Source organism: Luteolibacter flavescens, assembly GCF_025950085.1.
GTDB classification, from domain to species: domain Bacteria; phylum Verrucomicrobiota; class Verrucomicrobiia; order Verrucomicrobiales; family Akkermansiaceae; genus Haloferula; species Haloferula flavescens.
This window is the reverse complement of sequence record NZ_JAPDDS010000021.1, coordinates 1-20415: the sequence shown is the minus strand read 5'-3', so window position 1 is coordinate 20415 and position 20415 is coordinate 1. Positions and strand designations below refer to the sequence as shown.

Genomic DNA, 20415 nt, shown 5'->3' with positions numbered 1-20415 from the left:
TATTAAGCGGCCATGCCTAAGCCGAAACCAACACCCGCCTCACGCCACGGGACGCGGGCCGACGGAAAGACCCAGACGAGCATCAGCATGCGCGCGGATCTCTTGGAGAGGGCCAGGGAGGCGGCGGGCGCAGATGGGCGCACCTTGTCCAATTGGATTGAGCAGCTCCTGAAGGAGAAGTTCCCGGACGTGGAGGATTCAGAGGGGAAGGGGAAATGACTCATGTGTTCATTCGAACACCTTTGACTTGCGCGCTCCAGTACTTCCCGTCACTCTCTTAGGGTTCTTCTTAGGAACCCTAAATCACTACCAACTTCCTCCCCATGAAGCTCAACAACAAGACCTCTCTGACCCTCTCGGATCATGAGGTGGCGATTCTCGATATCACGGCGGCCCGGAACGGGATTTCGCGCAATGAGGTGATGCGCCACCTCATCATCTACCAAGGCCTCTGTGGAGGCGACTTCCCCCTCACCGCCCGGATTCTCGGACTACCCCCGAAGGACCGGGAGCTCGTGGTCGCGGAGATCCGCCGCAAGGCGGAGGCCGGGGAATTCGTGAAGCCACAGAGCTTCCGTATCTGGATCAAGGAGACCATCGGCACGGATGATCCTGCAGAGATGGAACGCGGCATCGACGCCCTGATTCGCAAGCTGAAGGAGGGCGACCAGTGAGCTACACCCACTTCATGCTCGATATCGAGGCTCTGGGAAAGCGGCCCGGGTCCGCGATCGTGGAGCTGGCCGCGGTCACATTCGACCCTGAGACCGGAGCCACGGGCGAGGAGTTCCTTGTGCGACTGAAGCCGGAGCTGCCTTTCGTATGCGACTACGAGACGATCCGGTGGCATCGCGACCACGGCACGACCATCGAACACGCTGATGCAATTGAGCCGGCCAAGGCCATCGCCGCTCTCTGCGCGTGGCTGGATCAGGTTATCCCGGATCGTGAGTCTAGGGTCCCTTGGAGCTGGGGCATCACCTATGACTTTCCCCTTCTAATGCCCCTTCTGGATCTTCGCCCGCCCGGCTCTCCCGAGCCTTGGCGATACTACCAGGTGCGGGACGCTCGCACAGTCTGGAAGGTGGCCTTCGGAGACCAGCGGCGTGCGACGCGGCCCCATGAGGCACTCGCCGATACCAAAGCTGCGATTGCCGATCTATTCACGGCCTTGTCTTCGCTCCGCGCCGACCGGATCTGAGGTCCTCTACCAGGTTCTGCCATTCAGGCAGGGACAGCCTCCCCTCTCCCGGCCACGGAGTAAATGCCGGTATCGCCGGTGAATCCTTCATGATCCCTAGGGTCATGGCATCCCTCCGCCCCACGGGTCTGATGGTGATAGCTCCGCTCCCCTCCCAATAAGGAGGGGTTAGAAATCCTTGGTCGGATAAGAAAGGTTCAAAGGGCCGACCGAGATCCGACATTTCTAGCCACACCGGATGGCCAACGATCGCCGCCAACCGCTCACCGCACACGGTTCCCATCTCCGTGGTCTTTGCGAGGCCGGTGCGCCATCTCTCCTCGATCCACGCCGGGCGAGGGGCTGGATCGAACGGCCACAGGGGATAGTGCTTCCACACGATCTCCCAGGCAGGGAAAAGACGCGTCGTCTTCAAAGCCCGTTCGAGCCTCCGATGCCCCCTCCTCAGATCCCGCTGAAGGTTCATGAGGTGAACAAGCACCGTAACGGAATTCCAGCCGTCCCAGCCCTTCGAAGGCAAAATCCCATGAGACTCCAGCCACATGGAAATCTCCTTGTCCAAGGTCATGACGTCCCTCTCGCCGCGGAAATTTAGATCCGCAGCCTCCTCGATTCGGTCCCATATTTCCTCGTCAGAAAGCATGTTCGCAAAACCGTCCACATCTACTGTCCACACCCTCAACCTCCAGAAAACACCAAAGGCGCAAACCATTGAGGATGCGCCTTTTAGATTGGCTCCGGCGGTAGGGATCGAACCTACGACCTAGTGGTTAACAGCCACCCGCTCTACCGCTGAGCTACGCCGGATTTTGGAGAACCAACCCCGGGAACCGGGGCGGGCGGAAGATGGGACTACGACCCGTGAGCTGGCAAGGCAAAAATGGAAGGTTTCTGAATCAATTTACTCCCGACCGTAACGTTCGCGGAATTGGCGCAGGAGATCGTCGATGCGATCCCCTCCAGCAGCGGCGACAGGCTCGGCCGCGGGCTTCGACTCCGCGATGGCTTCCGTCTCCCCTTCCCCGCTCTTCTCCAAGGCGTCGGGAGCAAAGGGCGAGACCATGGGACGGGCCGCGGGCTCGATTTCCGCAGGGGTCTTCGGCGCGATGCTTGCGGCGGCAGGGGCAGAGAATGATGGAGCGGCCTCGACGGGTTCGGAGGCGAACGGTGACTCGACCTTGGCCGCCGGCTCTTTGAGAGGCGGCGGGGTGATGGGCGAAGCCTCAGCGGGTTCCGGTGTCGAGGCCAGGGCTGGCGCTGGTTCCGGGGTGGAAACGAAGTCAACGCGCTCCGGGGCGGGAGCAGGCGTCGCCGCCATGGCAGGCTCGGGCACAAGAGTAGGTGCAGGCTCGGCAGCCGCAGCTTCCACCGCTGCCGCAGGGATAGCAGCAGGAGTCTGCAGAGCTGCGGGCATGACCGCAGGCACCTCCGGACCTTCGTCATCCAGCTCCGCCACCTTGCGCAGCACGCGGCGCGGGTAGAATTCCGCGGGGAAAAGTCCGAGCCTCTGGCGCAGTCCGCTGACGCGGCCGGGGGTGCGGGCTTCCAGCAGGGAAACCAGCGCATCCTCGTCCATCGGCTCCAACCGCACCTCCACCTCGCCCAGACGATCCTGCAGACCGCCGCTCAGCGCGGGCTCGAAGGCACTCTGCCAGACATCGTCATTCAGCGAGACGATCGCATCCACCCGCGGGGCCTCCTGGCGGACGCTGGCAAGGAAGCTGGCGAAGCGCAGCGCCGCGGCACGATCCGCGTGCAGGCCTTCCAGATCATCCGCCACGATCACCACCCGCCCAATGAGCGAAAGCATGGCGAGCAGCGCGGCAAATCTTTCGACACCCGCCTCGGCGATGGCCGACTGGATGATCATGCCCGTGCGCCCCGGATGCTCCGGCGTCGCGACGGCGAAGCGGAAGAGCGCGGCGAGCCAGTAGGAAGACTCATTCAGGGAAGTGCCCGTCAGGCGGCCCAGCTCCAAGGCGAGCCGGGGGCCGAGCACTTCGAAATTCTCCTTCGTCCAATGGGCCGTGACGGCTTGGGAATGGTGGAAGTCAAAGGTTTCCACCGGGCGCTGGCGCAGGGCGGAGAGAGCTGCCTCCCGGTCCTGGCACGGGACTTCGCCCGAGCTGACCAATGGCTGCAGCGCGAGAGCGAAAAGCCGACGCGCCTGGAGATCCAGCGAGGTGAGCCCACCACCGGCCGGCAGCGGACGTGATAGGCGGCGCAGCGCACCCTCGATCGCGCCGGCTGGATCCACGCGGGAACCCTCGACCGGGTGGATCGGCAGGAATTCATGGGTCGTGCCCAGACGCTGCTGGAGATGGGAGAGCAGGTGGGATTTTCCGAATCCCGCACGAGGCGCGCGCAGCAGGATGCCACGGCCCGGCGCATCGACCGGTGACTTCAGCACCCGCTCCAAACGGGCGGTGGCGGCCGCATTCACGCCCGGGGCGTGGGGAGCGCAGGCCTGGCCGAGGTGGTCGAAAAACGGCTGGACGGTGAGTTGCTCTACCATGGGGGTCAGGATCGCCGGTAGCTTGGGGCGCAAGTTAGAGTGTCACAAGGAAAGAAAGGTCTCGCGGTGCATTCTGCCAGCACCTTGCATGCCCTTGTGCAGCCATTGTCCGAGTGCGCGGGGAAGCCCGATGGAAATACGCCGAGAACTTCGGACGGATTTCCGATTGACACCCCTTGCGTCGCTCCCTAGCTTGCGCGCCCCTTCGCCGCGAGACGTGAACCGTCGCGCCGCTGACGGGTATTTTTTCAGTTCCATCCAATGAAGACGTTTTCCGCGAAGCCGACCGACATCGAGCGCAAGTGGCATGTGATCGATGCCAAGGACAAAATCCTGGGCCAGGTGGCTGTGGAGGCCGCCCGCCTGCTGCGTGGCAAGCACAAGCCGACTTTCACCCCGCACATCGACACCGGTGACTTCGTCATCGTCGTGAATGCAGACCAGGTCGTGCTCTCCGGCACCAAGGAAAACGACAAGATCTACACCCGCTTCACCGGCTACGTCGGCGGCAAGAAGGTGGAAACCCCACGCATGGTGCGCAAGCGCCGCCCGGTCCTCCTCGTCGAGAACGCCGTCTGGGGCATGATCCCGAAGAACCGCCTCGGTCGCCAGCAATACGGCAAGCTGAAGGTCTACGCCGGTGCCGAGCACCCGCACGAAGCCCAGCAGCCACAGGCCTACGAAATCGCCTGAACCCTGAACTCTCCTTTCTGAAATGAGCGAAGCCAAGAACCTCAGCGCCACCGGTCGCCGCAAGAACGCGGTTGCCCGCGTGACCCTCACCGAAGGCAGCGGCCAGATCGTCATCAACGGCCGTTCCTTCGAGGAATACCTGCCGACGCTGCCCCTGCAGAACACCGTGCTGGCCCCGTTCCAGCACGCGAACATGCTGAACAAGTTCGACGTGGTCGTCTCCGCTTCCGGCGGCGGCACCCACGGTCAAGCCGGTGCCATCCGCCTCGGCATCGCCCGTGCGCTCACCATCTTCGATGCCGAGCTGCGCAAGGTGATCAAGCCGCACGGCGTGCTTCGCCGCGACCCGCGCATGAAGGAACGCAAGAAGCCAGGCCGCCCCGGCGCCCGCAAGCGCTTCCAGTTCTCCAAGCGCTAATCGCTCACGATCTCACGAAAGCCGCATTCCGAAAGGGATGCGGCTTTTTCGTGTTCACCCTTCCCCCGCCACGCATGACTCTCCTATATCAGGAGCATGCGCAAAACCCTCGTCTCGCTCCTGCTCGCGCTTCCCCTCGCTGCCGCGGATCTGGAGTTCAAGGAAGCCTTCGCCGATCCCGCCACCAGGGACAGCTCGCTCACCCGGCTGGTCCCACAGACCCGCGATTGGTTCTTCTACCAGGCACTCCATCACCAGCTCGCCGGACGTACCGATGACTTCCGCCGGACCATGGATGCGTGGAAGGCCGCGATGCAGAGGGAGGACAGTCCGGTCGATGCCGATGGCTTCCAGACTCTGGAGACCCGCGAGCTGCTGCTGCGCTACGAGGCCACGCCGCAGAAGACTGTCGATGGACTGGTCCGCCTGCTCGACCTCAAATTCGACGACAGTAAGCCCGATGCCCGCGCCGATGAGAAGCTGCCGGATCAGCTCGATCCCGCCCTGATTTCCGCCCAGGCCTTCGAAGCTGCCGCCAATGCCCGCTCGAACAACCAGGCCTACCGCGGCTACTCAAAGGAGCGCCTGATCAGGGAGCTGGACCGACTCGATACCTTCGACGAGGCCAAGCTCCGCCACTTTCATCAGGAACTCGACCGCGCCGACCATCCCGCCGTGGTGCCGCTGATCGCGAAGGTCCTCGAGCTGGAGCGCGGCCCCGACTTCAGCTCCGCGAGGATCCACAATCTGCTAACCCGCCGTCAGCTTGAGGAACTGCTGGTCGCCGTTCCGGAATTGCAGGCGAGCGAGGCATTCGCCGAGCGCTTCCTCACCACCCTGCTGCCGGGCTCGGAGGTGAATTTCACGCTGGAGCCCTCCGCCCATGCCGCACACCTCGCCGCCTGCCGGGATTTCCTGAAGAATGCCCCGCCCGCGCTGAATTCGCTGAAGGCACACGTGCTCTACCACCACCTGCGACTCCAGCGCGAGATGGGGGAAATGCCACTGGAGGACTTCCTCGCCTACCTACGGATACCCCGCGCCGATCACTCGATCTTGAAGGAAGCGAGAAGCACGCGAGACATTCCGCGGATCGCCTTCGACGCCAATTTTGAGCCATCAACCTCCTGCGGCCCGATCGTTGACGACCGCGAATTGATCGAGGCCTATCTCCAGCATTTCCTCGCGACAGCAGACAGCCCGAACGCATTCGAGGATCTCATCGAGGAGAAGACCCTCCGCGTCCTCCACGCCCGCGCCAAGCTCCTCGCCGGGGCGGACCCGGCACGCTGGGGCGCAGAGCTGGATCCCTCCGAGGTGCAGGCCATGCAGAAGGAAACGCGCATCGCCTTCGCCCCCGGCCAACCCGTCACCCTGCCTGCCGGTGCGGCGGTGAAGCTGGCGCTCGACCTGAAGAACACGCCGGAGCTGCTCGTCCGCATCTTCGAGCTGGATCTGCCCGGCTACATCGAGCGCGAGGAGGCCGAGCCGCCGGTGGAGCTGGATCTGGAGGGCCTGGTGCCGCACCATGAAAAGCGCCTCGCCTTCCCGCAGCAGCCGCTGGCCATCCACCGCGAAGTACTAGACCTCCCGGAGTTGGAGGGAGCGGGCGCGTGGATCGTGGAGTGCGTGTCGCGCGGCGTCTCGTCGCGGGCACTTGTTAGAAAGGGCCGGCTCATCCCCTACGTGGATCGCCAGGCCGACGGCCAGAATATCCGTGTCTTCGATGAAGGCGGCACCTTGCTGAAGGACGCTACCGTTTCCCTCGGCAGCGAGACCTTCACCGCCGGTCAGGACGGTCGCATCGTCATCCCGGATCGCACCGGAGCCTCCCGTCAGGTGGGGATGGTCCGCCAGGGCAAGCTTGCCCTTCCACTGTCACTCCAGCCGCGGCGCGAGCAGATCTCCCTGCAAGCGCGCTTTCACCTCGATCGCGAGCAGCTCATCGCCGACAGTCAGGCGAATGTCCTGCTGCGCCTGCAGCTCACCAGCCACGGCCACGCCCTGCCGCTGGAGTGGATCGAAAAACCCTCGCTCACGCTGATCGCCACGCTCAGCGGAGGAATCACCACCGAGCGGGTCATTGGCGGCGACCTGAAGCTCGCCCCCGTGATGTCCTTGCCCTTCCAGGTGCCTGCCGACGTGACCTCGCTGAAGCTCCGGCTGACCGGAACCGTCATCCCGCGTGATGGGGCGGACCCGCTTCCCCTCGCCACCGAGTATTGGTATGCGATGAATGGCATCCTCTCGACCGGCCGCATCGGTGCTGTCTTTTTCACCCGGGATACCGATGGCCATCGGGTCGAGCTGCGCGGGCGGAATGGCGAACCGCTTCCCTCCCGCCCTCTCACCTTCGAGTTCAGGCACCGCAATCATCTCGAGTGGATCAAGCAGCCCCTCCGCAGCGACGACCGCGGCCGCATCGCGCTGGGCAAGCTCATCGACATCGCCGAAGTCCGGGTCACGGGTTCCGACATCGCGCCCGCCGGGTATTTCCCGGATGAGGACGGAGGATGGGCAGACCTGCCGAATCAATTCCACCTTTCCACCGGGGAGGAACTCCGTCTGCCGCTGGTCCGCTTCATGGCCGCGCCGGAACATGCACGGGTGAGCCTGACGGAGGAGCGGGACCACGTCGTGGTGCGGGATCACTTCGACAAGCTCGCCGTGGAAAACCGCCGCCTCATCACGCGCGGACTGCCTGCGGGCGACTTCACGCTCACCCTCGATGGCAAGGAGATCGAGGTGAAGGTGTCCGGGGGCGTCGATCGGGATGGCCTGCTGGTCTCCCCTACCCGACTGCTCCCGCGCCATCTGCCCTCGCTGCCTTTCATTGCAGCGGCCACCGAAGAGGCGGGAACGCTGGTGGTCCGAGTGGAGGGAGCCACACCCGGCACACGGGTGTCGCTGGTCGGCTCGCGCTTCACTCACTCATGGGACTCGGGCAGTGCCCTGCAGCCCTTCGCTTCGCCTTCATCTGAAGTGGCCCATCCCGGCTTCACGGGCCTCGCTTTCCAGGAAGGCAGCCGTGTCGGCGATGAGATGCGCTACATCCTCGACCGACGCTCGGCGCTGACTTTCCCCGGTTCAATGCTTCCGCGCCCCGGGCTGCTGGTGAACCGCTGGAGCACCGATGAGATCGACCAGATGCGGCTGGAGCCGCTGGGCGGCGGTGGTGGCCGCGGCACGGGCAGCGGCTTGGCAGCCGACAACCGGGGCAAGCCCACTCCTCCTCCGGGCACGCGGCAGGCGGGCGAAGATGGCAGTCCCTCCCTCGACTTCCTCGCCGCGCCATCGGTGCTGCGCTACGATCTGGAAGTCGGTGCAAATGGCCGGGTGGAGGTGCCCGCCGCCGACTTCGCGAATTGCCAGGTCATCGACATCGTCGCCGCAGATCCCGCCGGACGCCATCATCTCGTCTTGCCACTGAAGTCCACGGACACGCCGCTGCGCGACCGGCGTCTCGCGAGGCCGCTGGACGCAGGGAAATATCACGTTGGCACCCGGCGCGCCGCCGCTCTCGCCAAGGGCGCGGAGGCCACCATCGAGAGCGTGATCGATGCGGACTGGCGCGCCTTCACCACGCTGGAGGAGGCCCACCAATTCCTCACCGGTGCCACTGGCGATGCTCTACTGAATGACTTCCTGCCGTTGCTCGACTGGCCATCGCTGGACGAGGGCAAGAAGCTCGCTTTCCTCTCCGAGCACGCGTGCCACGAGCTGCATCTCTTCCTCGCGAAAAAAGACGCCGGGTTCTTCAACAAGCACGTGAAGCCGATGCTTGCCGAGAAGCGAGAGCCGAAGGTGATCGACGACATCCTCCTCGGCCGCGACCTCTCCAAGCACCTGCGGCCCTACGCATGGCAACGCCTCAATGCCGCCGAGAAGGCGCTGCTAGCCCAAGCGATGCCCGACATCCGCGAGCGCATCACGACGGAGCTGAAGCAACGCTGGGAACTGGAAGCACCGGCACCGGAGCAGGAGACGATGCTCTTCACCCAAACCCTGCGCGGCACCGATCTCGCGACGATGGACTCGCTGGGACTCGCCCGGAACAACGTGCTTCCGCCGACGGACGGGACGATGGCCGGGGACAAGTCATCCATCATGAACAAGCTGAGTCGCATCATCATCCCGGTGGTGGACTTCGAGAACGCCAGCGTGGAGGAAGCCATGCATTTCCTCGGCTCGCAAACCGGCATCAACTGGGTGATCCGGAAACCACGTGGCGGCACGGCAAATACCGGGCTGGGCGGGCTCACGGACCCGGGAGCACTGAAGATCGACCAGCTCGAACTTCGCAACGTCCCGGTCGCCGAGGTCCTGCGCTACATCTGCGAGAAAACAAGACTCCGCTACAAGGTGGACGACTACGCCGTGACCTTGCTCCCGGCAACTGGGACGAGTGAGGACTTAATTACCCGCAGCTACTCCGTTTCGCCTGACTTCATCAACGAGCTCGTGGAGTCGATGACCCCAAGCGAAACGGACCCCGACGATCCATTTACTAGCGCGAGCGGGGGGGGAACGACACTGATGGCGAGGAGAAGCATCGGTGAGCTATTAAAAGCAAATGGAGTGGTGTTTCCTGAAGGAGCCACGGCCAGTATTTCAGGGAACCGCCTTGTCGTCCGGAACACCCAGACCAACATCGACTTGGTCGACATGTTAACCAGCGATGTTCATTCCGACGAGGATGCCGTGCTAGGTGCAGCACCGGGGTCCTCGGGAGATGATCCCTTCGCTCCCGCCGAGCTACCCGCCCCCGAGGGGATGTCGCGGGACAGCTTGGCTTTCACCAATCCCGATGAAGAGCGGACAGCTCGTCCCTCATGGAGCTCCGAGCGTGACCAGACGCGGCTGTGGTTCGAGTCGAACTACTACAAGCATCGTGGCAGCACCGATGAGTCATTCATCCCGCTGAACGGTTTCTGGCTCGACCTCGCGGAATGGGATGGCAAGGGCGGCTTCCTCTCGCCGCATTTCAATGCCTGCGCGGGCGGCGTGAACGAAGCGCTATTCTGCCTGGCGATGCTCGACCTGCCATTCAAGGCCGGGCGCCCGGAGACCAGCGTGGAAGGCTCCACCCTGCGAGTGAAGGCCCGCGAACCGATGCTGCTTTTCTACAAGGATACCCGCGAGACGCAGAAGATCGCCCCCGATGCCCCGGTGCTGGTCCGCCAGACCTTCCACCGCCTCGATGACCGCTTCCGCACCGTGGAGGGGCGGCAGATTGAAAACAGCATCACCGGCGACTTCATCACCGGCGTTCCTTATGGCGCGTCGCTCGTGGTGACAAACCCCGATGGCGTGGGCCGCCGCGTGGACGTGATCTCACAGATCCCCGCCGGAGCGATCCCGCTCGGCGGCCAGCCCGCGACACTCTCCGTGACGCACGAGCTACAGCCGTATGGAGTGCTGAACCTGCGGCTTGCCTTCTACTTCCCCGCCCCGGGGGATTTCGCGATGTATCCGCTGCAGGTCTCGGAAGGCGACACCGTCCTCGCCCGCACTGCCACCCGCACGCTGCGCGCCACGTCCGAGGTTCCGCCCGTGGACGCAAGCTCGTGGCCTTCACTTGCCCGCGATGGATCGGCGGACGCGGTGCTGGAACGACTGCGCACGGCGAACCTGGGAACCCTCGATCTGAAGATCATCCGCTGGCGGATGAAGGAGCCCGACTTCTTCAAGAAGGCATCGGCCATCCTGCGCGATCGACTTCACCACTCGCCGGATCTGGCATCCTTCGGCTTCTTCCACAGCTCGGTGCCGGAGATGCGGGAATATCTGGAAGGCACTCTAACGGAGCACACGAAAGGCTTCGTGGCGGAACCGGGATACAGCGTCCTGCCCCCGATAGAGGGAGAGAGTTCACTCGAAGCCGGAGACTGGCTCGATGGCCCGCTGTTGGAGATCCGTCCCGTTACCCACCTCGGCTGGGAGACACTGGAATTCGACCCGCTGGTCAATCCGCGCGCCCATCGCTTCGCCGACAAGGAGCGGCTCACCCACGAAGCTGCGGCCCGATATTATGAGGACTTCATCGATACCCTGTCGTGGAAGCCGACGTGGAATGACGGGGACAAGCTCGCGATGACCGCCCATCTGCTGATGCAGGACCGCATCGCGGAAGCCCTGGCCCGCTTCGATGAAATCGACGCGACGAAGCTGGAGGGCAAGCTGGCCTACGACTACATGAAGGCCGTCGTCCACTTCCACCGGTCGCAGCCTGAAGAGGCCCGCACCATCGCGGCGAATCACACGGACCTGCCGCCGGGACTTTGGAAATCCCGCTTCGATGCCATCGTCGCCCAGGCGGACGAGATCGTCGCGCTCAAGGCCCCGCGCCCTGCGGATGAGGCGAAGCCGAAGGAAGAAGCGCCGTCGCTCGACCTCGCACTCGCCGCAGATGGAAAGCTGCACCTCACCCATCACCGCCTCGACAAAACGCTGCTCCAGCTTTTCAGCGTGGATCTCGAGGTGATGTTCTCGAAGGACCCTTTCCTCTCCGGAGACGAAACCTCGCTGCCCGGAATCCGCGCCAACGATGCCCGCGAGGTCGCCCTACAAGGTGGGCAGACCGACGTGGAATTGCCGGAGGCCTTCCGCCGCGGCAATGTCCTCGTCGCCGCCCAGTCCGGCACTACGAAGGTATTGCGCGTGCTCGACAGCCGTGCACTCGAGACCGTGCGGCAACCGCTGGATCGGACCATCCAGATCTTCGACAGCGCAACCCGCCTGCCGCTGCCGCAGACCTACGTGAAGGTCTATGTGCAGGGCGCGAACGGCCAGGCCATCTTCCACAAGGACGGCTACACGGACCTGCGCGGGAAATTCGACTACCTCAGCCACACCGGCAGCAATCTCGGAGAGATCCGCAAGATCGCGGTGCTGGTGAGCCACCCGGAAAAGGGTGCCCGCATCGAGAGCTTCGACCTGTAGCAGCCGCTACGCCCCGGTCCCGTCCCGACGGGCCTCGACTGCCAGGCGAAAGGCCTGGCGGTCACCGTGGCGCTTGATCGAGAATTTCACGCTGCGCCGCTCGCCCGGCGACGGGCACCACGCGGCCTGCCAGAACCAGTATTCGGTGCCATTCGCGGCGATGATCCGGATCTTCGATACGCCCACCACGCCGGATTGATTCCGCGGGGAGGGACGGCAGATGCGGGCTTGGGCTTCCTCTGCCGCGAATTGTTCCACGACCTCCTCGCGCCATTGGCGGGCAGCAGCATAGGCCTCGCGGGGCCCGCCGAGTTGGCGATCCGCGAAAAATTTCCCATACTTCACGCCACGACGCTGCAGCCGCACCTGCCAGCCGTGCGTCCCGGCACGTGGCAGATCGATGCGCGTGATGGCGTATGTATCCTCAGGGACCCACATGAAAAAACCCGCCCCCGACGATTTGCGCCGGGAGCGGGCTTGTCAAATTTCCTCGGGACCGGAATCAGCGGCCACGGCCACCGCGACCACCGCCGCCGCCACCCCAGCCACCGCGACCGCCGCCTTCGATGATGCGCTGCTTGGCCTCATCGCTGAGCGTGGTGGATTGCTGGATGTAGTTGGTGGCAGCCGCGCTGTCCTGCTGCATCCAGCGGCGCGTGGCCATGAAGATGGAGCGATTGCGGTCGCCCTCGTCGGAGATGCTCTCGGCGAGCTGGATGGTGCTCTGCGGATCGGAGCTGCGATTCGTCCAGATGTAGGTGCCGATCGCCTCGTCGCGGACCTCGCCTTGTGGCTGGGACTGGATCCAGGAAAGGGCCGCAGCGCTGTCGCGACCGGCCCATGCGGAGACCACCGAGCGGACAGCGTCATCCATGTCTTCCGTGGACTGCTGGCTCACCCAGGCGGCGGCAGCGGCGGGGTCCTGGCGGGCCCAGCCTTCGGCCACGCGGGCGATCGCACGGTCGCGATCGCCGCCTTCGGACATCTGTGCGATCTTGGCAGCAGCGGTCTGCGGGTCGGTGCGTGCGAGCACGTTCAGCGCATCGGACAAGGCACGCTCGCGGGCTTCGGCAGGGAGACCATTGATGAAGCTCTCGGCGGAAGCGAAGTCCTTCGCAGCCAGCTTCTCGGCGATGTCGCCGTAGGCGGCGATCTGCTCGCGACCCGTGAGGGTGGAAGCGATCTGGGCGGCCTTGGTCGGGTCGGTGTTGGCGAGCTCGCCGACGATGGAGCGCAGAGCGTTGGACTGGTTTTCACCGGTCAGGCCATTCGCCCAAGCGAGGGCGGCGTCGGGATCGAGCTTCGCCCACTCCGCGGCGATCGTGGAGGCGGGATTGCCGCCACCGCCGGGGCCGCCGAAGCCGCCCATCATGGCGAATTCGCCCGGATTCTCGCTGAAATACTTCGCGGCATTTGCCGGGTCCGTGCTGGCCCAGCTCTGGAGGATGGTCGGACGGGCAAACATGCCGCCCGGGCCGAGGGTGGCCGCGTGGGCAAGCGCGCCCTGCGGGTCGATCTCACCCCAGCGGGCGAAAAGGAGCATCGAGGCCATGATGCGCTGGGACATCGGCAGGTCTTCCAGCTTGCCTGCGGCATCCGCGAGCTGGTCGGCATTCATGCCGGCATAGAGATCGATGAGTCCCTGCATGCGAGCGAGTTGACCCGGCTCGCTGAGAGCCTCGCTGGCATTGCGCGGACCCTTCTTCGACGCATCGGAAGCGGACGTGCTGCCGGCGCGGTTGCTGGACTTCGTGCCCTGCATCGTAGACTCCGCCGCGGCGGTCGCCTCGCTGCCCGTTGAACCGGATTTTCCGGCGAGATAACCCCCGGCAGCTCCGGCGAGGAGGGCCGCAATTCCGATGGTGGCGGTGTTTTTCATGATAGGTATCGATCTCCGGTCGGCTCAAACCCGGCCGTCCGGCAGAAGTTGCGCGGGATCTTTCAATTCGCAGGCCGCGGTTTCAAATCCAACTTCGGGGACTTCCGTTCCCCCTTCCGCTCGATGGAAACGAAAAAGGCTCCGAGGATGCGGTCATTGAGAAGCTGCCCGTCAAACCAAGCCTCCAGATCAAGCGGCCCGGCATCCAGGTCCAGCGGCACCTTCAGCAGGGTGGCCCCTTCCTGCACCATCATCTTGGCCTCCTCCTGACCGGCTCGGACGTGCGCGACTCCCGGCCGCAAGCGCCCGAAGGCCCGCCGGTCCTCTGCCGGTGCCTCCGGCGGGACGAGACCAAAGGCGATCTCATAGTTCCCGTCGCGGGCCACCTCCAGCTTCCAGTGGCCGGAGGTGGATGGTAAAGAATTCCGCGTCCCGGCGACCTGCGCATTTCTCAGAAAGGTGCGGATCTGCTCGTGGGTGACCACGGTCTCGGCACCGCGCACCTCGTCAGCCTCCTTCGACGGCCACCAATCGTGCGCCGTCAACCGGACCACCGGTGATGCCTCGGCCCCGATCACGTATCGCACCGGCTCCCGCACGGCAGGCAGCACCTCCTCCCACCAGCGTCCGTAGGCCGTCAGGAGTCGCTGCGCCTCCGCGGGCTGCTCCGGGAAGAGGTCGGTCTTCTGCCCCGGATCTGCCAGCAGGTCGTAGAGCTCCAGCCCGACGAGGCACCAGCGGTCGTCACGGACCGAGAAATCCTGCGCGCGGAATCGCCCGGCGGCAGCATCCCCCGGCCAACGCCCGACCTGGGTGAAAAGCAGCCGGTTCTTCGGAAACTCAGCCTCTCCCCGCAGCGCAGGCGCGAGGTCAACGCCATCGCCGGTCCATTTCTCGGGCCGGGCGACACCGGCCAAGTTGGTCAGGGTGGGCAACAGGTCGAGATGGGCGGTCACGTCGCGGACCACCCTCCCCTCTCCGATTTTCCCGGGCCAGCGCACGAAGCAAGGCACGCGCACGCCCCCTTCATCCGGGCTGCCTTTCCTACCCTTCATCCCGGCATTCGCCGCCGCTCCCGCCGAACCGTTGTCGGTCGTGAAGACGACGATCGTGTTCTTGTCCGCACCGCTTTTCTCCAGCGCCTGCATCAGCCGGCCGAATTGCGTGTCGATGTCCTCGATCATCGCGTGAAAGGCATCCACTCCGGTGAGTTTCGAATCCTTCTGCGGAGGGATGTAGGGAGAGTGCGGCGCATTCGTGGCGAGCTGCAGGAAGAAGGGCTGCTTCGCCGCGACGCGCTCGTTCACCCAGGTGATCGCCTCCTTGAAGAAGACCTCCGTGCAATAGCCGCTGGTCTTTTCCCAACCGGAGCGCCGCCGGATCATCGGGTCGAAATAGCCATTCCCCCAATAGTCCGGTGTCTGGCCGATGCCCCCGCCGCCGTGGACGAAGACATCATCGAAGCCACGGTCTTCCGGACGGCACGGATAGGCATCCCCGAGGTGCCACTTTCCGATGATCCCCGTGCGGTATCCCGCAGCGCGGAACATCTCCGGCAGCGTGGGAATGCCCGGTCTCAGCAAACTGCGCCCCATGAGGGTATGGCTGACCCCGCAGCGGAACTCGTGCAGGCCCGTCATCAGCGCCGCCCGGGTGGGCGCGCAGGTCGGGCTGGCATAGTAGCGGTCGAGCGACGTGGACTCGGCGCGGAACTTGTCCAGCGCCGGCGTCTTCACCTTCGTGCTGCCATGTGCGGAGATGTCGCCGTAGCCCTGGTCATCGGTGATCACCACGATGACATTCGGCCCGGCCGCAAACGCGACCGACAGCAGGACCTTTGCGATTGCCGCGAGCGCGGGAATGCGGAGCATGCCGGGAGCTTTTCGCGACCATACCCGCCGACCGCAAGCTCTTCCGCGTCCTCGCTGTCCGATGATGGCGGTGGGGCGGCTCAGGGCTTCTTGACTTCCACCCGGACGAATTTCGCCTGTTCGTCCGCCAAGTGCTGAATGGTCACCCGCTCCCATTCGCCATTGATGGGGGTGACAACTTCGTTCCCCATGTTTGGAAACATTTGGGTGAAATCCCTCAGATTCACAGACGACTGCGGCGTGTAAATGAGTCCGCTGCCAACGCGACGCAGATAGGAGACATGCAGGATCACCACTCCAAGGCTGGTATCGACCTCGATCAAAGGCAACCCCGCCGTGCCCTCCGCAGTGAGCATCCGCCGGTCCGGCCGGGTCCCGTCCATATTGAATGCATACTTCAAGAGATTCGGAACACCGTCTCCGAATGGAGTGGCCGACGCCTCGGCCGCGGCACCGGTCAGCCCCGCATCCTGCGCCCACTTGCCATAGGCAGAGCCCCCGGTCAGGAGCACGTCGAAGAAATCCGCCGGACTCCCCGCGTTGCTCGCGATGCGGAGCACTGCCGTTCTCACGCCAGCATCCAAAGGAGTGAAAGTGATCGTGAAAGTCGTGCTGCCGCCCGGAGCAATCGTCATCCCCGCAGGTGACCCCACCACGAAGTCTCCGGCATGTTCGCCCTCCCTGGTGATGCCGCCAAGAATCAGATCGGCGTTGCCCGGATTCGAAATCGTGAAGGTCTTCGTAACACCGACACCCACCGCGGGATCTCCGAAACTCACGGGCGAGGTGCTCCCGTCGATGAGCGTGGAGGATCCTTCTGCTAAGGTGACCAGCGGACGCGGGGATGCGCCCTCGGTCAGTGAACCGGGAATCATGGTGACCGCTCCACCGCTTACAAAAGCAGCGTAAAAGACCCCTGCATCTTCATCCGGAATGATGCTGCTGAAGCCCGCGTCGGCCGCCTCGCCGGTGATGCTGTTGGCGGCAGTCACCGGACCGGTGAGCCCGGTCAAACCGCTGCACCAGGTCGCGGCACCGATGTTCCTTACTTGACCGTGATCCCATCCCCGGCTGGCCACGACATAGTTCCCATTGGTGAGGTGCGTGATACTGGCTCCCACCGCATCGCTCTCCGAGGTGCCTACCAAGCTGTTCGATGTCGAGACTGCACCGGAGACGCCGGAGGTGCCGCTACCCCAGGTCACGGCACCCGCGTTGGCCACGTTCCCGTTGTTCCAGGCCGGGCTTGCCACGACGTAGTTGCCGTTGCTCAGGATTCGCACGGTCTGCCCGATGCTCTCATTGGCCCGGCTTCCGACGAGGCTATTGGAACTGCTGATCGGACCGGTCGTTCCCGTCACGCCATTGCCCCAGGTGACTGCTCCGGCATTCACTGCCGTTCCGTTGTCCCAGGAAGCAGTCCTGACGAGATAGTTTCCGTTTGGGAGAGTGGAAATACCACGGAATCCGGCTTTGTCATCCGCGCTGGCTCCGACGAGACTGTTCGACGGACTGACGGTGCCGCTGATGCCGGTGGTGCCACTTCCCCACGTCACCGCCCCTGCGTCCACGATGCTGCCATTGTCCCAGTCCGTGCTTTCGACAAGATAGTTTCCATTCCGGAGGGCAATCAAGGCACCCACATTGTCGTTGGTCCGGCTACCCACCAGACTGTTCAAGGGACTGACCGTAGCGGCTGACACGCCCGTGCCCGGACACCAGGTGGCAGCCCCTGCGCCCGATGCTCCTGCATTGCTCCAGAAGCGGCTTGATACGACGTAGTTGCCGTTGTTCAGCGGCAGGACATTCGTGCCCACCTGATCGCTCGCCGTGCTGCCGACCACGCTGTTGGCCGTGCTCACGACACCGCTGGAGGCAGCATTTCCCGGGCGCCAGGTGGCAGCTCCGGCTCTTGCAGCGCCGGCATTGCTCCAGTTCGGGCTGGAGACCACATAGTTGCCGTTGGTCAACGCGGTCACCTGACTTCCCACACGGTCGTTTGCCGAACTGCCTACCAGGCTATTGGCTGCGCTGAGAACGCCGGAGGTTCCCGTCCCCCCATTCATCCAGGTGGCGGCACCCACGTTCGAGACTCCGTCGTTATCAAAATCCGTGCTTCCGATCACGTAGTGTCCATTGCCCAGCACCGCCAGCGACGTGCCGATCCGATCGCCCGCAGCCCTTCCGACCACGCTGTTCTCCATCGTGATAGTGCCGGTCAGCCCTTCGGTTCCATGCACCCAGGTCACCGCCCCTGCATCAATCACCGTATCGCGATCCCAGTCGGGGCTGCGTACCACAAAGTGCCCGCCCGGAAGAGGGAGCACTTCTGTTCCAACCTTATCGCCAGCTTTGCTGCCGACCAGGCTGTTCGCGCTGCTGACCACGCCCGCCAGACCCGCAGAGCCTGAGCACAATGTCACGGCACCCACATCGGTGAGGAGACCATTGTCCCAAGCCGGGCTCGTGACGACATAATTGCCGTTTGCCAGCTCGGTGACCACTCCGACCCCGTCATTCGATTTGCTACCGACAAGGCTAATCTCAGGCCCGACCACCCCGCTCACCCCAGTAGCGCCGCTGCCCCAGGTGACGGCACCCGCCCCTCCCTTCCAGGCTGAACTTCTAACCACGTAATTTCCGTTCGCGAGCACGGTCAGTCCACCGTTGCTCACCCGATCGGAGAGCGAACTGCCCACCAGGCTATTCGACGCGCTGACCACGCCACTAACCCCGCTGACGCCGCTGCCCCAGGTGACAGCACCTGCATTCACGACCGATCCATTGTCCCAATCCTGGCTCCGGATCACAAAATTGCCGTCGCCGACCTTCGTCACCCCATCCGAACCAATTCGGTCCTGATAGGAGGAACCATGCAACTCACTGATGAGCGCTCCGGTCTTCCCGTTGAAGAGATAAACCGAGCCGGATCGGTATCCGTTGTAACTCGAAGAGGGAGCAGTGACCACGACATTGCCCGTGCTCAGCAACACCACCGAAGCTCCGAACTCGTTCCCTGCAGTCGGATGCGGGTCCACGAACCTCACGATGGAAGCGGATGCTTCCGCTCCTTGCAAAAGGGCCACCGAGAGCATTACCAGGCCGTGGAAAAGAAATGTGGCTCGAAGGGGGGAAGAAGAAATCATGAGAAGCGGTTTGGCAGCGATACGGCATCGGTCTTGGACCAATTCTTCAACATCGCAACAAGAACAAACTCATCTCCCCTATAAGCCTTCGACCGCTACAAACCACGGGAGTTTTTCCGACTCCACGATATCCGATGCGCGCCCGATCCCAAGCGGCGGATTTTGCCATTGCCGCTCGCCCGGGAATCCTGACCATGACCGGAACCCCGACCGCCAATGCCCGCCGACCGCAAGCCCTTCCGCGTCCTCTTCGTCTGTATGGGGAACATCTGCCGTTCCCCGGCTGCCGAGATCGTCTTCCGGAAACAGGTGGACGAAGAAGGGCTGACTGACGCCATCCACATCGATTCCGCGGGCACCATCGGTTACCATGCGGGCAAGGGCCCTGACCCGCGCATGGCTGACACGCTGCGCCGCCGGGGCTACGAGATCACCGGTCGCTCGCGTCAGGTGACGTCGGAAGATTTGCGGGACTTCGATCTCGTGCTGGCCGCCGATGAGGACAATCTCAAGGACCTCCGCCGCCTCGACCGTGCGGGGACGTATCGGGGAAAAATCCGCCTGCTGGTCGAATACTGCGTTGAAAAGGAAGCCAGCCACGTCCCGGATCCCTACTATGGCGGCCAGCGGGGCTTTGAAGAAGTGGCCGATCTGGTGGAGGATGCCTGCCAAGGGCTGCTGGATTCCATCAAGCGCCAGATCGGCTGACATCCCTCCGAACAACTCTCTCCAGATTCCCTAGCATGCTTTCCTTCTCCACCTGCTGGAACAACTCGCGCCATCACGAGGGCGAATCGATGATCGATGAGATCCTCGAGCTCGGCTTCACGAATATCGAGCTCTCGCACGGCATGACCATCGCGAAGCTCCCGGGGATCAAGAAGGCCTACGCCGCCGGGAAATTCACCTGCTCGGGCGTGCACAACTACTTCCCCTCGCCCGTCGAGGTGATGATCGATGCGCCGGACGCCTACGAATACACCTCGCACCGCCCGGCGGATCGCGAGCGGGCGATGGAGATGACGATGAAGACGCTGGAACTGGCCGCGGAATTCAAGGCGCAGTACCTCGTGCTCCACATGGGCTCCGTGCCGATGAATCCGCGCAAGTGGACCAAGCGGCTGACTTCCATGGTCGCTGAAGAAGGCAGGAACGGTGCCGAGTATGCAGCGGAGAAGATCGCCTTCGTGAAGAAGCGCGAGAAGATCGCCCCGCTCTACTACCAGCGCGCCATCGAGGCGCTGGAAGAGATCGCTGAAAAGGCGGCGAAATACGGGGTGAAGCTCGCTGTGGAATCACGCTCGCGCTTCGAGGACATGCCCAACGAGCGGGAGATGGTGCGCCTGCAGGAGCACTTCGCGGACAATCCTTGGGTCGGCTATTGGCATGACTTTGGCCACGTGCAGCTCAAGCACAACCTCGGCCTGCTGGATCACGTCGAGTGGCTGCGGAGGATCTCCCCGCACCTGATCGGCGGCCACCTCCACGACGTGCAGTGGCCGGAGCGAGATCACCGCACCCCATTCATGGGCACGCTGGATTACCAATCGCTGCTCCCCTTCTTCCCCGAGGGCTGCCCCATCATCTGGGAACTCAGCCCCAGCCAGAGATCGAAGGACATCAAGGAGGCCTTCGCCGTGTGGAAGCACAAGTTTCCCGAGCGCTGCTAGAAGGTAAGCGTGGTCCGCAGCACCGTCCGTAGGTTCTTGGAGCTGGGCAATCGTCGGTGTCGGATATCCGACACCTATGG

14 protein-coding genes and 1 tRNA gene are annotated in these 20415 nt (G+C 63.9%); 8 read left to right on the top strand and 7 right to left on the bottom strand.

Annotated elements, in window-relative coordinates:
- Positions 1–87: 87 nt before the first annotated feature.
- From OKA04_RS23285 to OKA04_RS23275, 3 genes are all read left to right on the top strand, one after another.
- Complete coding sequence (locus OKA04_RS23285) at positions 88–219, top strand: NifU family protein (protein WP_264503632.1); 132 nt, start codon at positions 88–90, stop codon at positions 217–219.
- Between the two features lie 104 nt (positions 220–323).
- Entirely contained in the window at positions 324–674 is a 351-nt protein-coding gene (locus OKA04_RS23280; RefSeq protein ID WP_264503631.1) for a hypothetical protein, read from the top strand.
- Between the two features lie 14 nt (positions 675–688).
- On the top strand, positions 689–1201 hold the full coding sequence (locus OKA04_RS23275) for a 3'-5' exoribonuclease domain-containing protein (RefSeq protein WP_264503630.1): 513 nt from the start codon (positions 689–691) through the stop codon (positions 1199–1201).
- Here the strand turns inward: OKA04_RS23275 and OKA04_RS23270 are convergent.
- The 3 genes from OKA04_RS23270 to OKA04_RS23260 form a co-directional block, all read right to left on the bottom strand.
- Complete coding sequence (locus tag OKA04_RS23270) at positions 1164–1844, bottom strand: hypothetical protein (RefSeq protein WP_264503629.1); 681 nt, start codon at positions 1842–1844, stop codon at positions 1164–1166. The genes OKA04_RS23275 and OKA04_RS23270 overlap by 38 nt on opposite strands.
- An 89-nt stretch (positions 1845–1933) precedes the next feature.
- Positions 1934–2008 (bottom strand) — tRNA-Asn (locus OKA04_RS23265).
- A 94-nt stretch (positions 2009–2102) separates the two neighbouring features.
- Entirely contained in the window at positions 2103–3716 is a 1614-nt protein-coding gene (locus tag OKA04_RS23260; RefSeq protein ID WP_264503628.1) for a hypothetical protein, read from the bottom strand.
- 261 nt (positions 3717–3977) lie between these two features.
- On the opposite strand from OKA04_RS23260, the gene rplM reads away from it, so the two are divergent.
- The 3 genes from rplM to OKA04_RS23245 all read left to right on the top strand — a co-directional run bounded on the left by rplM (position 3978) and on the right by OKA04_RS23245 (position 11769).
- A complete protein-coding gene (rplM, locus tag OKA04_RS23255; protein WP_264503627.1) occupies positions 3978–4409 on the top strand; it encodes a 50S ribosomal protein L13 in 432 nt (143 codons plus the stop codon).
- Positions 4410–4431: 22 nt separating this feature from the next.
- Positions 4432–4827, top strand: a complete 396-nt coding sequence (gene rpsI, locus OKA04_RS23250; RefSeq protein ID WP_264503626.1) for a 30S ribosomal protein S9 — start codon at positions 4432–4434, stop codon at positions 4825–4827.
- A gap of 96 nt (positions 4828–4923) precedes the next feature.
- On the top strand, positions 4924–11769 hold the full coding sequence (locus tag OKA04_RS23245) for a hypothetical protein (RefSeq protein WP_264503625.1): 6846 nt from the start codon (positions 4924–4926) through the stop codon (positions 11767–11769).
- A gap of 6 nt (positions 11770–11775) precedes the next feature.
- Here OKA04_RS23245 and OKA04_RS23240 read toward each other — a convergent pair whose 3' ends face one another.
- From OKA04_RS23240 to OKA04_RS23225, 4 genes are all read right to left on the bottom strand, one after another.
- A complete protein-coding gene (locus OKA04_RS23240; protein ID WP_264503624.1) occupies positions 11776–12207 on the bottom strand; it encodes a hypothetical protein in 432 nt (143 codons plus the stop codon).
- Positions 12208–12271: 64 nt separating this feature from the next.
- The gene (locus OKA04_RS23235) at positions 12272–13648 is read right to left on the bottom strand and encodes a hypothetical protein (RefSeq protein WP_264503623.1); all 1377 of its coding nucleotides are present in this window, start codon (positions 13646–13648) and stop codon (positions 12272–12274) included.
- A gap of 62 nt (positions 13649–13710) precedes the next feature.
- Positions 13711–15519 (bottom strand): arylsulfatase, encoded by a 1809-nt coding sequence (locus tag OKA04_RS23230; RefSeq protein ID WP_264503622.1) that lies wholly within the window; start codon positions 15517–15519, stop codon positions 13711–13713.
- Positions 15520–15599: 80 nt separating this feature from the next.
- Entirely contained in the window at positions 15600–18566 is a 2967-nt protein-coding gene (locus tag OKA04_RS23225) for a choice-of-anchor D domain-containing protein (RefSeq protein WP_264503621.1), read from the bottom strand.
- Between the two features lie 315 nt (positions 18567–18881).
- Between OKA04_RS23225 and OKA04_RS23220 the strand changes: the two genes are divergently transcribed.
- Together OKA04_RS23220 and OKA04_RS23215 are read left to right on the top strand one after the other, a co-directional pair.
- Positions 18882–19373 carry a low molecular weight protein-tyrosine-phosphatase gene (locus OKA04_RS23220; protein ID WP_264503620.1) on the top strand — a complete coding sequence of 164 codons (492 nt, stop codon included), beginning with the start codon at positions 18882–18884 and terminating at the stop codon, positions 19371–19373.
- Positions 19374–19408: 35 nt separating this feature from the next.
- A complete protein-coding gene (locus OKA04_RS23215; protein ID WP_264503619.1) occupies positions 19409–20335 on the top strand; it encodes a sugar phosphate isomerase/epimerase family protein in 927 nt (308 codons plus the stop codon).
- The last annotated feature ends 80 nt before the right edge of the window (positions 20336–20415 follow it).

Coding starts and splice junctions, on each gene's coding strand:
- rpsI (WP_264503626.1), top strand. CDS start 4,432: ATGAGCGAAGCCAAGAACCTCAGCGCCACCGGTCGCCGCAAGAACGCG.
- OKA04_RS23275 (WP_264503630.1), top strand. CDS start 689: ATGCTCGATATCGAGGCTCTGGGAAAGCGGCCCGGGTCCGCGATCGTG.
- OKA04_RS23285 (WP_264503632.1), top strand. CDS start 88: ATGCGCGCGGATCTCTTGGAGAGGGCCAGGGAGGCGGCGGGCGCAGAT.
- OKA04_RS23220 (WP_264503620.1), top strand. CDS start 18,882: ATGCCCGCCGACCGCAAGCCCTTCCGCGTCCTCTTCGTCTGTATGGGG.
- OKA04_RS23245 (WP_264503625.1), top strand. CDS start 4,924: ATGCGCAAAACCCTCGTCTCGCTCCTGCTCGCGCTTCCCCTCGCTGCC.
- OKA04_RS23240 (WP_264503624.1), bottom strand. CDS start 12,207: ATGTGGGTCCCTGAGGATACATACGCCATCACGCGCATCGATCTGCCA.
- OKA04_RS23260 (WP_264503628.1), bottom strand. CDS start 3,716: ATGGTAGAGCAACTCACCGTCCAGCCGTTTTTCGACCACCTCGGCCAG.
- OKA04_RS23280 (WP_264503631.1), top strand. CDS start 324: ATGAAGCTCAACAACAAGACCTCTCTGACCCTCTCGGATCATGAGGTG.
- OKA04_RS23235 (WP_264503623.1), bottom strand. CDS start 13,648: ATGAAAAACACCGCCACCATCGGAATTGCGGCCCTCCTCGCCGGAGCT.
- OKA04_RS23270 (WP_264503629.1), bottom strand. CDS start 1,844: ATGCTTTCTGACGAGGAAATATGGGACCGAATCGAGGAGGCTGCGGAT.
- OKA04_RS23230 (WP_264503622.1), bottom strand. CDS start 15,519: ATGCTCCGCATTCCCGCGCTCGCGGCAATCGCAAAGGTCCTGCTGTCG.
- rplM (WP_264503627.1), top strand. CDS start 3,978: ATGAAGACGTTTTCCGCGAAGCCGACCGACATCGAGCGCAAGTGGCAT.
- OKA04_RS23215 (WP_264503619.1), top strand. CDS start 19,409: ATGCTTTCCTTCTCCACCTGCTGGAACAACTCGCGCCATCACGAGGGC.